Source organism: Cohnella pontilimi (genome assembly GCF_005049045.1).
In the GTDB taxonomy this organism is placed as follows: Bacteria; Bacillota; Bacilli; order Paenibacillales; family Paenibacillaceae; genus Cohnella; species Cohnella pontilimi.
Genome location: NZ_SUPK01000002.1, coordinates 228,487 through 243,245 on the forward strand (window position 1 = coordinate 228,487; position 14,759 = coordinate 243,245).

Here is a 14,759-nt window from a genome sequence, read left to right on the forward strand (position 1 = left end):
TCATGTTCAATTCGACCTGTCAACACGCACGCATATTCCTTCTATGCCCTATATCGAAGAAAATCAACGCGAAACCAAAATGTGCTATAATAATGCTGTTTGCGTTAAGGAGGTTACCCGATGGATCAATCGAAACGAACGGCTCACCTGCCTCCTTCCCCTAAGCGTACGAAGGAACGCTGGGCAGTGGCGGGCAAAATCGCCGGTTTCACCGTACTGTGGCTCTTGTTTTTCGCCTTGCTGGCCGGTTTGACCGCCGCAGGCGCGATTGCCGGATATGTGGCGTCTTTGACCAAAGACGATCCGGTCCGCAGCCGGCAAATGATTGAACAGAAAATCAGCGAAAACGCCCAAACGGGCTTCGTCTATTTTCGCGACGGATCGCTCATCGGACAGCTGCGCACGGAAGAAGACCGGCGCCCTGTGAAGTATGACGAAATTCCGCAGCCCATTATCGACGCGGTCGTGTCGATTGAAGACAAAAACTTTTTTCAGCATCCGGGCATCGATTCCAACGGCATTCTTCGCGCCGTCAAGCAGCAGCTCTTAAATGAAAACGTTCAAACCGGCGGCAGCACCATAACGCAGCAGGTCGCGAGGCGGGTATTTCTGACGCTCGACCAGACGCAGAGCCGCAAAGCCAAAGAAATATTCCTCTCCCTCCGCCTTGAACGGTTTCTCAACAAAAAAGAAATCATTACGGCTTATTTGAATAAAATTCCGTACGGCAACGGTTCGTCCGGCTACAACTTGTTCGGCATCAAAGCCGCGGCCAAAGGCATTTTCGGCGTGGACGATCTCCATCAATTAAACATCGCCCAAGCCGCCTATCTCGCCGGTCTGCCTCAGCTGCCGTCCGTTTATTCGGCCTTTACGAGCAAAGGCGAGTTCAACCCGAAAAACTTCAAACGTGCACAGGACCGCCAGAAGCTCGTGTTGAAGCGGATGCTCGAGGAGAACAAAATCAGCCAAGCCGAATATGAAGAGGCGCTGGCGTTCGATCTGTACGGCTCGCTCGCCAAAACGACCGAGAAAGCGTACAATACATACCCTTACTTGATGCTCGAGGTGGAGCGCCAAGCGTCCGAACAGCTCGTGCTGCTGCAAAATCCGACACTGAAGAGAGAGGATTTGCGGAAAAAGGAAAATACCGATCTGGTTGAAAACGCACGTCAGCAGCTGCTGCGCGGCGGTTACAAAATTACGACCACCATCGACAAACAAGTGTATGACTTGATGCATCAGGTGGCGGAAGACCCGAAAAATTTCTCGCCCGACCATAAGGTCAAGGGCGTCGAGCAAACCGCAGCGGTCATGCTTGACAACAAAACCGGCGCCATCATCGGGATGATCGAAGGCCGCGACTTCCATATCGAGCAGATGAACTTCGCGACGCAGATGACCCGTCAGCCCGGGTCGGCGATGAAGCCGATCGGCGCTTACTTGCCGGCGATTGATAAAGGCCTGATTCAACCGGCCAGCGTGCTGGACGATGCCCCGATTATTCTGAACAACGGCGGCAGCGGACGGCATATTCCGAAAAACTCCAACAACAAGTATTTGGGACTGGTAACCGCCCGCGAGGCGTTGAACAAGTCGCTGAACACGGTGGCACTCAAAATTTTTCTGAACAAGGTGACGATCCCGGAAGCTTGGGATTTCGCCCGGTCCGTCGGAATCACCACCCTGACCAAGAGCGACATGTCCGCGCAGACCGGCGTCATCGGCGGCCTGCAATACGGCGTTTCCGTGGAAGAGCTGACGAACGCGTACAGCGTGATTGCCAATAAGGGTGTGTTTAACGACGCCTATCTGATCGAGGAGATCAACGGACCCGACGGCGACCCCGTCTATAAGCATAAAGCCGTTCCGAAGCGGATCGTGTCCGAACAATCGGCCTATTTGATGACCGATATGCTGCGTACCGTCGTCACCAACGGTACGGCCACCAGCGTGAAATCGAACTTTAAAAACTTCTCCAAGATCCCGATTGCCGGGAAAACCGGCACTACGCAAAACTACGGGGATGTTTGGTTCCAAGGCTTCACGCCGGACATCACGCTTGGCGTCTGGGCGGGCTATGAAAAGCAGATCCATACGTTGTCCGGGGATGGACATAACCGTGCCAAGCTGATTTGGGCGAAAGTGATGAATCTCGTGACGGATGCCAAGCCTGGGCTGTTCCCCACACGGGAGTTCAATCGGCCGGACGGCATTGTCTCCATGACCGTGTCCAGCGTGAGCGGCAAGCTCCCGACGGACTTGACGAGAGAAGCCGGCAAAACGGTGACCGACTTGTTTAACCGCGAGTTCATCCCGACCGAAGAAGACGATACGCTCGTCAAAATGAAATATATTTCGTATAACGGCGTGAATTACGTGCCGAATCCCGCAACGCCCGAAGATATGCTGCGCGAAGCGATCATGATCAAGAGAGAAATGCCGATCGACCAGCTGATCGAAGATTTGAAGGCGGCTCTGCTCAAAGTGTCCGCTCAAAGCCGCAAGGCTCTCGCCTACTATTTACCGGCGGATGCGGGAGAAAGTGCGCCGTCCAAGACGGATCCCCGAACGGATGACGGCAAAGCTCCTTCCGCTCCTCCGCATATATCCGCCGAAGCGGTCGGAAACATCGTGCAGGTGTCGTTTACACCGACAGCGGACGCGGATGTCGTCGGATACCGGCTGTACCGCTCCATGGATGGCTCCAATTACGAGAAGACCGGCAACTCGGTGCTCACCGGCGAGGATTCGCGCTTCACGGCGGCGGGTTCCGCCGGAGTGGCCTACAGCTTCTATGTGACGGCGGTGGACGTGGCGGGCAACGAATCGGCTCGCAGCGAGTTCGTCGCCACCGACGGAGTTCCGGGAACGCCGGATCCCAGCTTCCCGGATCCGGGCGGCACCGGCGATCCCGGTTTACCGGCGAACCCTGGCGCCGGAGGCAACGATCAGCCGGGCAACACGGGCAGCACGGCTTCTATGCCGTCCGCGCCTAAAGGAGTTAAAGCGCAAAAAACGGAGCTTGGCGTCGTGCTTAAATGGCAGCTCAATCCGTCCTCCGAGAAGGTAACCGTCTACCGGATCTTCTACTCTCAATCGGAGTCTTCCGGTTACCAGATGCTCGGCACGACGGAGACGAATGAGTTTGAATACGTCTCTCCGCTTGCCACCGGCTGGTATAGGGTGACGGCTGTCAACGAGGCCGGGGAGTCTCCATCCTCTGCCACCGTGCAAATCAAATAACAGGACGTACGAAAAAAACCTCCGACCGCACCGTTAACCGGCGCGATCGGAGGTTTTTGCCTGATGAGGGATAAGGCCGTATGAAATCAATCTTCAATCGTGGACAGGTCGCCCGTCGGAAGGTTCAGCTCCCAAGCCTTGAGCACCCTTCTCATAATTTTGCCGCTGCGGGTCTTGGGCAATTTGTCCTTGAACTCAATTTCCCGCGGCGCCGCATGGGCGGACAGCCCTTCTTTGACGAATTTGGCGATGTCGGCTTTGAGCTCTTCCGAAGGCACGTGCCCTTCCCGAAGCGAGATGAACGCTTTGATGATTTCACCGCGTACGGGATCCGGCTTTCCGATGACGCCGGCTTCGGCCACTGCCGGATGCTCCACCAGCTTGCTCTCGACTTCGAACGGGCCTACCCTCTCGCCAGAAGTGTTAATGACATCGTCGATCCGGCCCTGGAACCAGAAGTATCCTTCCTCGTCGCGATACGCGGAGTCTCCCGACACATACCAGCCCGGGATGCGGAAATATTCTTCGTATTTGGCGGGGTTGTTCCAGATTTTGCGCATCATCGACGGCCATGGGGTGCGTACCGCCAAATTCCCCATTCGCATCGGCGGCAGCTCGTTGCCTTGATCGTCGATAATCGCGGCTTGAACGCCTGGAATCGGGCGTCCCATCGACCCCGGTTTGACCGTCATGCTTGGATAGTTGCAGATCATATGGCCGCCGGTTTCGGTCATCCACCAGGTGTCGTGAATGCGCTCGCCGTATACTTTGAAGCCCCAGCGGACGACTTCCGGGTTCAGCGGTTCGCCGACGCTGAGCACGTGGCGCAGGCTCGAGAGGTCGAACGGCTTCACCGCGTCCTCTCCGGCCCCCATCAGCATGCGGAATGCAGTCGGCGCGCTGTACCAGACCGTCACTTTATATTTTTGTATCGTGCCGTACCAATCCTGCGGACTGAAACGCCCGCCGCGCACGACGTTCGTCACCCCGTTCAGCCAAGGCGCGAACACGCCGTACGAGGTACCCGTCACCCAGCCCGGGTCGGCGGTACACCAATACACATCGTCCTCGCGGAGATCGAGTACGATTCGGCCCGTATGATAATGCTGCATCATGGCGTTTTGCACGTGGAATACGCCTTTCGGCTTGCCGGTCGAGCCGGATGTATAGTGCAGAATGAGACCGTCCTCGCGGTCCAGCCATTCGATCTCCGCTTGATCGGAGGCTCCGGCCATCGCTTTCGTGAAGTCGACGATTCCGCCGCCTTCTTCCACACCGTCACCGAAAACGACGACATGCTTCAGATCAGGAAGTTCCGAACGGGAAACGCGCGAGAGCAGCGATGAAGTCGTGACGATCACGGATGCGCTGCTGTCCTGCAGACGGTCTTTGACCGCGGTTTCCATGAACGCTTCGAAAAGAGGACCGACGACGGCACCGACTTTCAAAATACCGAGAAAGCTGAAGTACAGCTCCGGCGTGCGCGGCATGAAAATAAATACGCGGTCGCCTTTGGACACGCCGAGCCCGCGAAGCACGTTGGCAAACCGGTTGGACTGCTTCGCCAAATCCGCGAACGTATAGCTTTCCTCCCGGGTGTTGTCGCTGTAGTGCAGGGCGATTTTGTCCCCTTTGCCTTCGGCGACATGACGGTCGATCGCTTCATAGGCCATGTTGACCTTCCCTGTCTTCGACCAAGTGAAATGCGATTCGACATCTTCCCACCGGAACGATTTCACTGCTTCCTCGTAGGGTCCCATGTTGGAGACCGCCGCCACCGGGGGCAATTTCTCATTTTGATCCAGTGTCATTCTTTTCACCTTCCCGTCTGGTATCCCGACAAACTATCGAATGCGCTTACACACTCCAGGAGATTTTATCTCTCCGCCACTTGCATTATAACATAGCAAATTGAAAGCGCGCACATGGGGGGATGTAAAATGAAGAGCGCAAAGGGACAAAGTGCGCAGCCTGGTGTATAATGACACCAAATAGAGCGACCCCTTCCGCATTCGATCGGACGGCGGTCGGCTGTTGGAGAGATCGGCATGAAACATAACAAAACCGAGGTTATCCATACGATCGAGCGTGCGGGCAAAACCGTTACCGTGGAAGGTCCGGTGCCGCCGGAACGTCTGCAAACCATGACGATGCACCCGGACTTGGATGCGTTTCGCAGGCCGAAAGAACAGCATCTGGCGCTCATCGAGATCGCCGGCCTTCCCGAAGGCCGGGTTGTGCTGGCCCGGGACGGCAATACCGTTGTCGGTTATGTGACGTTTCATTATCCGGATGAAATGGAGCGCTGGTCGGAAGCCGGCATGGACGATCTGATCGAGCTGGGTGCCGTGGAGGTGGCCAATGCCTACCGTTCCATGGGACTCGGCAAAGCGATGATTGCCGCCGCTTTCGAAAACGGGCAGTTGGATAACGCCATCGTTTATACGACCGAATATTATTGGCATTGGGATTTGGAAGGAAGCGGGCTGTCCGTGTGGCAGTACCGCGAGATGATGGAACGGCTCATGAAATCGGTCGGCATGGTATGGTTCGCGACGGACGATCCGGAAATCACCGCGCACCCGGCCAACTGCCTCATGGTGCGTGTCGGCAGACAGGTGCCGCAGGAGTCCGTCGAGAAATTCGACCGCGTCCGGTTTCGTCAGCGTTTTATGTACTGAGGCAGCGCTTAAGAAAGGCAGGAGACGACTTTTGACTTCGAGAACCGTCTGGATTGATTCGTCCGCCGGCGGGCGGTACCGCTTTCATGAAGATCATCCGTTTCATCCGATCCGTCTTGCTTTGACGGAAGAACTTCTACGGAAGTGCGGGACGCTCGATTCCTCCCGCATGCTGCCCTCCCTTCCGTCGGCGGAAGCCGAGAAGACGGTGCGCTCGCTTCATCGTGCCGATTATATCGAAGCCGTGAAAGCGCTTAGCGCCGAGCACCCGAATCCCTCCGTCGTATCGCGTGCGGCGGAATACGGACTGCAGGCGGACGGTGACACGCCGTACTTCCCCGGCATGCATGAAGCGGCCGTCTCGGTCGTCGCCGGTTCGCTTGCCGCCGCCGAAGCCGTGATGTCAGGCAAGGCGGACCGCGCGCTGCACTTGGCAGGCGGACTGCACCACGCTTTCCCCGAACGCGGTTCGGGTTTTTGCGTTTACAACGATGCGGCGGCGGCCATCACCCGGATCCGGGATAAATATGACGCGCGGGTTCTGTACGTGGATACCGACGTGCACCATGGTGACGGAGTACAGTGGTTCTTTTACACCGATCCGGATGTGTTTACGTTGTCCATGCACGAGACGGGCAAGTTCCTGTTTCCGGGCAGCGGGTTTGCCCACGAACGCGGCGTGTCGACCGGCTACGGCGCCTGTCTCAACCTCCCCATGGAGCCGTATACGGAAGACGACTCCTGGCTCGAGTGCTTCACGGCCGCTCTGGAGAAGGCTGTCGAGGCTTTCCGGCCGGATGTGATCGTCAGCCAGCACGGCTGTGACGCCCATGCCTTCGACCCGCTGGCGCATATGCATTGCAGCATGAAAATTTACCTGGAGATGCCCAGGTTGATTCACGAAGCTGCGAACCGTTATACAGGCGGAAAATGGATTGCGCTGGGCGGCGGCGGGTACGACCATTGGCGGGTCGTCCCCCGGGCTTGGGGACTGCTGTGGCTGGAAATGAACGGAGATCCGCTGCTCCGGACAATTGATGAAAGTCCTTCCGAAGCCCTGCTTCCCGCGGACTGGCCTTCACTCACCTCGGAGAAGCGACCGGCCCTTATGCCTGCCGCTTGGCTGGACGACACTTCTTTGTGGGCTCCAATGCCCCGCCGGGCTGAAATCACGGAAAAAAATCGAAAGATGCTGGAGCTCGCGCTCCAGCATCTCGGATAATGCCTGTGGTCATAAACGCTGAATCATATCGTTTACGATGGCGAACGAACGGTTCGCGGATTCGACCGTAAACTCCTCGAAATTGACGTGCGCGGATCCGTCCGCTTTATCGGACATGGACCGGATAATCACGTGAGGGATCCCGTTCATGTGACACACTTGCGCGACGGACGCCCCTTCCATTTCGGTGCAGGTGCCTTGCAGCTCCTCATGCAGCCTGCGCACGAGATCCCGGCCGGCGATGAACTGGTCGCCGGAAAGCACCTTGCCGATGACGCAGCGACCGGGAAACACCCGCTCGCCTGCTTCCTTCGCCACCCGGATCAGATCCGGGTGGGACGGAAACTCAGACGTGTCCTGGTAAGGAATCACTCCGCGGGCAAAGCCGAGAGCCGTTACATCCATATCGTGCTGCACGGAGCTGCGGGAGATGACGATATCTCCGATTTCAAGCGAGGGATCCAGGGCACCGGCCACCCCGGTAAAAATAACGGCGTCTACTCCGAAGCGGTCGATCAGCACCTGCGTGCAGACTGCGGCATTCACTTTGCCGACGCCTGATTTGCACAACACCGTCTTCCTGCCGTGAAAAAGGCCCACATGATAAGTAATGCCGGCGTGATGCAGCGTTTCTTCGCTCTGAAGCTCTTGGCGCAGCAGAGCGATTTCTTGCTCCATCGCGCCGATGATGCCGATCGTTCCGTAATTCATCGAAATCCCCTTTCTGAAGGACAAAGAAGGCCCCGCGGCGGGAGAGAATCCCCGGCGGGGCTTTGTGTTCGGTTATACAGTTTACGCTTTGGCGCCGGCGACGGACTGGCGCTGCACCAGCTCATGCGGCAGCGTGACCCGCGCGTTCTCGACCGATTCTTTCTTCATCAGCTTCGTGAGCAGACGCATCGATACGGCACCGATGTCGTACATCGGCTGCGCTACGGTCGTGAGCTGCGGACGAACCATGGAAGCCATACGGCTGTTGTCCACGCTGATGACGGATACTTGACCCGGAACCGCAATCCCGGCATCCTGCAGGCCGTGAATGGCACCGATGGCCATTTCGTCCGTGGCGGCGAATATCGCGGTAGGACGGTCCGACAATTCGAGGAAATACTGGGTCGCTTCGATTCCGGATTCGTATTTGTAGTTGCCTACGCGTACGAAATCTTCACGATACGGGATTCCCGCTTTCTCCAGCGCCCGCTTATACCCCTGAAACCGAGCGTAGCCGATGGCCGGGTCCTTCAGCGTGCCGCTGATCATGGCGATGCTGCGGTGGCCTTCCCCGATTAACTTCGTCACCGCATCGAACGCGGCGCCTTCATGGTCGATATCGACCGAAGGCATGTTGCCCTTCTCGTCGGTCGTCGCGCAAAGCACGATCGGCACGTTCGAAGTATTGAACGCCTGGAGATGCTCGTCGGTGACGGTTCCCCCCATGAAGAGCAAGCCGTCGACCTGCTTCTCCAGAAGCGTGTTGATAACACGGATTTCTTTGTCCTTGCGCATATCCGCGTTACAAAGAATGATGTTGTAATGATACATGTTCGCGATGTCTTCGATGCCCCGCGCGACTTCCGCAAAGTTCGCGTTCGCGATGTCCGGTATGACGACGCCTACCGTCGTCGTCTTCTTGCTGGCCAAGCCGCGTGCAACCGCGTTCGGCCGGTATCCGAGGCGCTCGATCGCCTCAAAAACTTTTTTCCGCGTTTGCGGTTTCACGTTCGGATTGTTGTTTACGACACGCGAAACCGTCGCCATGGAAACGCCGGCTTCACGCGCTACGTCATAAATAGTTACCGTCACAATTGTTCGCTCCATTAGTATGATCGGAATGGCATCCAGCTTGTCCGGTCATGGATTATTAAGGTAATCATAAAACAAAACCGCCGGATTCGCAATGTTCCGGCATGTCAGGACCCCATTTCGGCGGTTATCGCCCGGAAGATTCCGGCTCGCCGAGCTTCTCGCTCAAAAATTCATAGGTGATGCGCCAGTGAGACTCGTTCCATACGGGCTTGCCGTCTTGGATCAAGATCGCCTGCGGCGATTGATGCTGCACGCCCAGCGTCTCCGCCGCGGCATTGCTGACCGGACGATCCTCTATGACATGCACGATCGCAAAATCCACTTTGGCGTTTTTCGCATCTTCGACGTATTGGGTGTAGGCTTCATGCGCACCTGCGCTGATCGGACAGCTCGTACTATGTTTAAACAGAAGCATCGGGCGCTCCGAAGTGCTTTTGAGCGCTTCCTCCCACTCTTCCACCTTGGTTAACTGACGGATTTCGTTTGCCACATGTCACGCCTCCTTGAAAATGCTCGATATGTTTTCATCCTAGCAGAAAACCGTTTCCACCGCAAAAAAGATCGCCAAAAAAAGATCGGAAGGATCGCTCCTTCCGACGGTCTTACGATATGTATGCGGCGTTCAATTGGGCCAAGCGGCTTTGCAGTTCGGCCTTCCAGTTCTCATCTCCGACGGAGGAGGCAATCAGCCATAAATCGAGCAGCTCGTTGGTCCGCTCTTCCGCGGCCCGCTCAACGGCGGTCTTATGAAGCGAGTCCCCTTCCGAAGCGGCCGCGGTCAAAATACCCGCCCATTCATGCACCTGATCGAACGGAATGGTGCGGGGCGCCGGCTTCGCGCCCAGTTCGCGGATCAGGCGGCTGATGTCCCCCTTCACGCCGGAAAACACTTCGTGGCTCCCGCATTGGGAGCAGCAATACACCGGAACTCTCGTGATGGACACTTTCCGCGCAAATATGACGGTGCGCAGCGCAAGGCTTTTCGTATCGCCGCATTCGCATCTTTTATTCAAAGGGGTTCTCTCCTCATGCCACTTCGAGCTTACCCATTTAATTCGAGGCCCGCAGATCGATTCCTGCTCCGTTTCTCCCTGTAAATTTTGGTATTAAGCGCTTCTATTTCTTTGCCGGAAGAGCTTGATCAGAAGCAGGATCGCGCACGCCGATACGGCGCCCACCGCATCGTGCCACAGGTCCAGCGGATCGGGCGACCTGTTCGGCACAAAGGCTTGATGCCATTCGTCGCTAAGTCCGTATATCACGCACAAGGCCACATTCCACAAACAGCCTTTCAACGTAAAGGCGTAAGCACCGAAAGCATACGCCACAGTCAATGCCAATATAAAATAGGCCGCATAATGCATCGGATCGAAGCTTTGCAGACCCGGGAAAATGCCGCGAAAAAACGGCAGCCACTCGTTCAACTGCCCTCCCGAACGGGAGGAAAGCGCAAAAATAACCGCCATCCATACGACGGCGGGCACGCAGCGACGCCAACGAAAGCCGGGAATAAGGCCGCGGCGTTTGGAAAATAACGACATGCGATTGGCTCCTTATGGGCGGGAATTCACGCCGGTCCGCACTCTTCCCCGCTTCGGCGTCATCTCGACATGAAATTGCTGAGCCCGTTCGCGAACTTCCTCCGCCGTGCGGCAGCGGAGCAGTTCGTCCAGCATGCGCCGGCCGGCCTCAGCCGGCGTCCGCAGCATGCATTCTTTCACCGGCAAAATGGCTTGCGCCGACAAGCTTAATTCCTCGATGCCGAGACCGAGCCAGATCGGAAGCGCCAGAACGTCGCCCGCCATTTCCCCGCATACGCTGACCGGGATGCCGCGGCGTTTGGCGGCTTCGGTCACCTGAACGAGCATGCGGAGGACGGCCGGGTGAAGCGGCTCGTACAAGTGGTTGATTTTCTCGTTCATCCGGTCGACCGCCAGCGTGAACTGCACCAGATCGTTCGTGCCGATGCTGAAAAAAGCCGCCTCTTCCGCCAGCAAATCCGCAATGGCCACCGCGGCGGGCACTTCGATCATGACGCCCGCGGGCACGTCGCCGCGATGAGCCGTTCCTTCCGCCTGCAGCTCCTTCCGCGCCTCCGCGAGTACCTGGTTGGCTTCCCGCACCTCTTCAACAGATGTGATCAGCGGGTACATAATTTGGATGTCGCCATATACGGCCGCCCTGAGCAACGCCCTCAGCTGAATTTTGAACAGGTCTTTCCGGCCCAGACTGAACCGGATCGCCCGGTAGCCGAGAAACGGATTTTCTTCCTCGGGCATTTCATAGTAATCCAGCTGTTTGTCTCCGCCGATGTCCAGTGTCCGGATGATCAGCGGCTTGCCCTCGAGTTTTTCCGCGGCGGCACGGTACACTTCGAATTGTTCATCTTCCGTCGGGAAATGATCTCGGTCCATGTACAAAAATTCCGTGCGGAACAGTCCGACCCCCTCCGCACCGCTCGCGAGCGCCGCCTCCAGCTCCTTGATTGAACTGATATTGGCCGCAAGCACCATGGAGAATCCGTCCGGTGTAACCGACGGCACACCGGCGTAGGACAGCAGCTTTTCCCGCTGGGACAACTGGCGTTTGCGAAGAGCGGCGTACTTGTCGATCGTCTCCGCATCCGGATCCACATGCAGGACGCCCGCACCTCCGTCGACGATCAAGAGGTCGCCCGTGGCGATCGTCCGGTCGAGCTTGCCCTCCAAGCCCATGACGAGCGGAATGCCGAAAGCTCGCGCCATAATCGCCGCATGCGAAGTCGGGCTGCCCGCCATCGTGACGATTCCGAGCACCAGCTCCGGCTTTAGATTAATGAGCTGAGAAGGCGACAGCTCGCGAACGACGAGGATGAACGGCTGCGTGTCTTCGGGCAGCGATATTTCCGGCACGCCTAGCAAATGCTTGAGCAGCCGGTTGCCGACATCTTTAATGTCAAGCGCGCGTTCTTTCATATATTCGTCGTCCAGCAGATCGAACATCGTGACGAAGTGATCGATCGCTTCCTTGACGGCAACCTCCGCCGCTTTGTATTGCCGCTGGATGATGCCTTGCACTTCATTCATGAATACCGGGTCTTCCAAAATGGCGATATGCGCGTCGAAGATGCTGGATTCCTGAACCCCCACCGCTTCGTCGAGCTCGGATTTGATCCGGGCGATTTCGGTTTTGGAGCGGCGCACCCCTTCGTATAAACGTTCGAATTCCTTGGCGAGATCGGCCACGTCGATTTTTTGGTCGGGAAGCTCCCAGTCCCATTGAGGGAGAACGAACGCTTTGCCGATGGCGATACCGTCCGAAGCGCTTAATGCCTGAATCATGAGCCCACCCCCTGCGCTTTCTCTTCTCTATGACGAACGACAACGGACATGACGGCCGCCTGCCCCTTCTTTACCGTTTTGAACGGTGCAAAGCGCCAGGAGCGGACGATATCCGGATTCGTGATGACCATCGGAGTAGCCAGCGATTTGGCATGCCGCCGGAGGGTCGGCAGATGGAACCGCAGCAGCGGCTGCCCGGGCGACACCTCGTCCCCTTCCTTGGCGAGCGCGGTGAAGCCTTTGCCGCCCAGCTGCGAAGTGTCGATCCCCACATGGAGCAATACCTCCAAACCATCCGCGGTCCGGAGGCCGACGGCGTGCAGCGAGGGGTGAACATGGATGATCTTGCCCTTCACCGGCGCAACCAGCTCGCCCTTTTCCGGAATAAACGCAACACCGCGTCCAACGAGACGGCTGGCGAAAACAGGGTCGTCTACCTCCTCGAGGGGGATCATCCGGCCCTGCACCGGCGCGTGGAACTGAACTTGCTGCACGTCTTGCTTCATCAGCTTCTGGATTTCTTCCCGGATGAGCTCGGAGTAGGTGCCGAACACCACTTGGACATGTCCGCCTCCAAGCCGGATCAAGCCGGCCGCGCCCAAATGACGGAGCGCCTGCACATCGATACGCCGGTCATCCTCTACCGTAAGCCGCAGCCTGGTGATGCAGGCGTCCAGTACGCGGACGTTTTGTTTGCCGCCGAGCGATTGAAGAATAAGCGGAGCCCGGTACGGAATGTCGCCGGCCCAATCGTCGAGCCGCGTGGCGTCCTCGCGTCCGGGCGTCGTTAATTGAAAACGCCGGATGCTCCAGCGGAACAGCACGTAATACAGCAGGCCTACCGCCGCGCCGAGCGGCAGGAGCAGCCACCCCTTCGTCGAGAGAGGCAGGTTGATGAAATATTCCAGAGCCCCCGCCGAGAAGCTGAAGCCGTGACGAATGCCGAGCTCGTAGGTCAGCCACATGATGCCGCCCGACAGCAAGGCATGGAACAGAAACAAATAAGGGGCCACAAACAAGAAGGCGAATTCCACCGGCTCGGTGACTCCCGTGAGCAGCGAGCCCAGCGCCGCTACCCGGAACTGTTTCGAGATTTTCGGCTTCAGATCTTCGCGCGCCTCGTGAATGATGGCGAACGCAATGGCAGGCAGCGCAAACATGATCGTCGGGTACAAGCCCGCCATGTAGGCGCCCGCGTTCGGATCGCCGGCGAAAAACCGCGGGATGTCACCGAAGTATACCGCTCCGTCCGATGTGTGGTATTCCCCCACCTGAAACCAGAACACATGGTTCAGAATATGATGAAGGCCGAACGCCACCAAAATCCGGTGCAAAAAGCCGTACAGGAAAATGCCGAACCCTCCCGCGGATCCGACCACGATACCGGCGGAAGATGCAAGATTCGACAAGCTGTGGCTCATCATGATCATGAGCCAGGCGAAGAGCAGCGAAAAAGCGCTCATAAACAGAGGAACGAAACGCGTCCCCCCGAAAAATTGCAAATATTCCGGCAGCTGAAAAGACTTGAACCGGTCGTGCGCCCATCCGGTCACCATGCCGATGATAGCGCCCGCGAACATCGACGGCTGAACGCCGCCGGGATCGTAGGTTTGCGTGATCGCGGAAAATATCAGCATGCCCGCGAGCGCCGCGATTCCCGCCGCCGCCGTCTGATCGGACAGCCCTAACGCGATGCCGACGGCAAAAATATACGGCGTGTATTGAAACAACGCGAGCCCCCCGGCGTGAAGCAAATCGGCCACTTGGGGCCAACCCAGCGGTTCCCAGGGCAGTCTCGCCAGCATAAGAAAAATAGCGGCCGCGGGCAGCACCGTCATCGGGAGCATCATCGCCCGTCCCAGCCTTTGGAGATAGCCGACTCCGAACATGCGGCAAACCCCTCCTCTTTCTCGATGGTAAGCCGAGTCCACCAATTTGTCAAAAAAAAGCGGCATCCGTATACCGGATGCCGCTCCTCAAAGCTTCGCCTTTATGCTTTGCCGCCCGGCAGCAAAATCGAATCTTCCACCTTGATGCAGCGGTCCATAATCACCGTCAGGCCGGCTTCCTGCGCAATGCGCGCAGCCTCATCATTCACGATGCCGAGCTGGAGCCACAGCGTTTTCGCCCTTACGGCAGCGGCTTCTTCGGCGATCGGAGGCGTATGCTCCGGACGGCGGAACACGTTGACAATGTCGATCGGTCCGGGAACGTCCTTGAGCGAAGGATACGCCTTCTCGCCCAAAATGGATTCCGCATTCGGATTGACCGGCACGATCCGGTACCCTTTGGCCTGCATGGCGGCGGACACCTGATGCGACACTTTGGAAGGATCATCGGACAAACCGACAACCGCGATCGTACCGGCCTCCTGTAAAATCTGCTTGATCTCGTCCCGGGAAGGATTTTCAAATGCCATGATGACGACCTCCTTTTAATTGTTACAGTTTTTTCTAGTTCTTCGGGGGCTCCCCGAAAAGTAAT

At 57.4% G+C, this 14,759-nt stretch carries 12 protein-coding genes; 3 read left to right on the plus strand and 9 right to left on the minus strand.

Features of this window, described 5'->3' with window-relative positions; all coding sequences use genetic code 11:
• The first annotated feature begins 120 nt into the window (after window positions 1–120).
• Entirely contained in the window at window positions 121–3,246 is a 3,126-nt protein-coding gene (locus E5161_RS05145) for a transglycosylase domain-containing protein (RefSeq protein ID WP_136776648.1), read from the plus strand.
• Between the two features lie 86 nt (window positions 3,247–3,332).
• Here E5161_RS05145 and acsA read toward each other — a convergent pair whose 3' ends face one another.
• Entirely contained in the window at window positions 3,333–5,057 is a 1,725-nt protein-coding gene (gene acsA / locus E5161_RS05150) for an acetate--CoA ligase (protein WP_136776649.1), read from the minus strand.
• A 237-nt stretch (window positions 5,058–5,294) separates the two neighbouring features.
• On the opposite strand from acsA, the gene E5161_RS05155 reads away from it, so the two are divergent.
• Window positions 5,295–5,927 (plus strand): GNAT family N-acetyltransferase, encoded by a 633-nt coding sequence (locus E5161_RS05155; protein ID WP_136776650.1) that lies wholly within the window; start codon window positions 5,295–5,297, stop codon window positions 5,925–5,927.
• A 31-nt stretch (window positions 5,928–5,958) separates the two neighbouring features.
• On the plus strand, window positions 5,959–7,149 hold the full coding sequence (locus E5161_RS05160) for an acetoin utilization protein AcuC (protein WP_136776651.1): 1,191 nt from the start codon (window positions 5,959–5,961) through the stop codon (window positions 7,147–7,149).
• A 9-nt stretch (window positions 7,150–7,158) separates the two neighbouring features.
• Here E5161_RS05160 and E5161_RS05165 read toward each other — a convergent pair whose 3' ends face one another.
• The 8 genes from E5161_RS05165 to E5161_RS05200 all read right to left on the minus strand — a co-directional run bounded on the left by E5161_RS05165 (window position 7,159) and on the right by E5161_RS05200 (window position 14,694).
• On the minus strand, window positions 7,159–7,860 hold the full coding sequence (locus E5161_RS05165; protein ID WP_136776652.1) for a 5'-methylthioadenosine/adenosylhomocysteine nucleosidase: 702 nt from the start codon (window positions 7,858–7,860) through the stop codon (window positions 7,159–7,161).
• A gap of 81 nt (window positions 7,861–7,941) precedes the next feature.
• Window positions 7,942–8,952 carry a catabolite control protein A gene (gene ccpA / locus E5161_RS05170; RefSeq protein WP_136776653.1) on the minus strand — a complete coding sequence of 337 codons (1,011 nt, stop codon included), beginning with the start codon at window positions 8,950–8,952 and terminating at the stop codon, window positions 7,942–7,944.
• A 127-nt stretch (window positions 8,953–9,079) separates the two neighbouring features.
• Window positions 9,080–9,445 (minus strand): bacillithiol system redox-active protein YtxJ, encoded by a 366-nt coding sequence (ytxJ, locus tag E5161_RS05175; RefSeq protein ID WP_136776654.1) that lies wholly within the window; start codon window positions 9,443–9,445, stop codon window positions 9,080–9,082.
• A gap of 112 nt (window positions 9,446–9,557) precedes the next feature.
• Complete coding sequence (locus E5161_RS05180) at window positions 9,558–9,968, minus strand: hypothetical protein (protein ID WP_136776655.1); 411 nt, start codon at window positions 9,966–9,968, stop codon at window positions 9,558–9,560.
• A gap of 93 nt (window positions 9,969–10,061) precedes the next feature.
• A complete protein-coding gene (locus E5161_RS05185) occupies window positions 10,062–10,496 on the minus strand; it encodes a VanZ family protein (RefSeq protein WP_136776656.1) in 435 nt (144 codons plus the stop codon).
• A gap of 12 nt (window positions 10,497–10,508) precedes the next feature.
• Window positions 10,509–12,275 (minus strand): phosphoenolpyruvate--protein phosphotransferase, encoded by a 1,767-nt coding sequence (ptsP, locus tag E5161_RS05190; protein ID WP_136776657.1) that lies wholly within the window; start codon window positions 12,273–12,275, stop codon window positions 10,509–10,511.
• The gene (locus tag E5161_RS05195) at window positions 12,272–14,164 is read right to left on the minus strand and encodes a glucose PTS transporter subunit IIA (RefSeq protein WP_136776658.1); all 1,893 of its coding nucleotides are present in this window, start codon (window positions 14,162–14,164) and stop codon (window positions 12,272–12,274) included. The genes ptsP and E5161_RS05195 overlap by 4 nt, the downstream gene beginning before the upstream one ends.
• Window positions 14,165–14,265: 101 nt before the next feature.
• On the minus strand, window positions 14,266–14,694 hold the full coding sequence (locus E5161_RS05200; protein ID WP_136776659.1) for a CoA-binding protein: 429 nt from the start codon (window positions 14,692–14,694) through the stop codon (window positions 14,266–14,268).
• Window positions 14,695–14,759 lie beyond the last annotated feature (65 nt).

Bases quoted from the DNA above. Each gene is read 5' to 3' on its own strand.
- E5161_RS05145 (WP_136776648.1), top strand. From the start codon at position 121: ATGGATCAATCGAAACGAACGGCTCACCTGCCTCCTTCCCCTAAGCGT.
- acsA (WP_136776649.1), bottom strand. From the start codon at position 5,057: ATGACACTGGATCAAAATGAGAAATTGCCCCCGGTGGCGGCGGTCTCC.
- E5161_RS05155 (WP_136776650.1), top strand. From the start codon at position 5,295: ATGAAACATAACAAAACCGAGGTTATCCATACGATCGAGCGTGCGGGC.
- E5161_RS05165 (WP_136776652.1), bottom strand. From the start codon at position 7,860: ATGAATTACGGAACGATCGGCATCATCGGCGCGATGGAGCAAGAAATC.
- E5161_RS05185 (WP_136776656.1), bottom strand. From the start codon at position 10,496: ATGTCGTTATTTTCCAAACGCCGCGGCCTTATTCCCGGCTTTCGTTGG.
- ptsP (WP_136776657.1), bottom strand. From the start codon at position 12,275: ATGATTCAGGCATTAAGCGCTTCGGACGGTATCGCCATCGGCAAAGCG.
- E5161_RS05195 (WP_136776658.1), bottom strand. From the start codon at position 14,164: ATGTTCGGAGTCGGCTATCTCCAAAGGCTGGGACGGGCGATGATGCTC.
- E5161_RS05200 (WP_136776659.1), bottom strand. From the start codon at position 14,694: ATGGCATTTGAAAATCCTTCCCGGGACGAGATCAAGCAGATTTTACAG.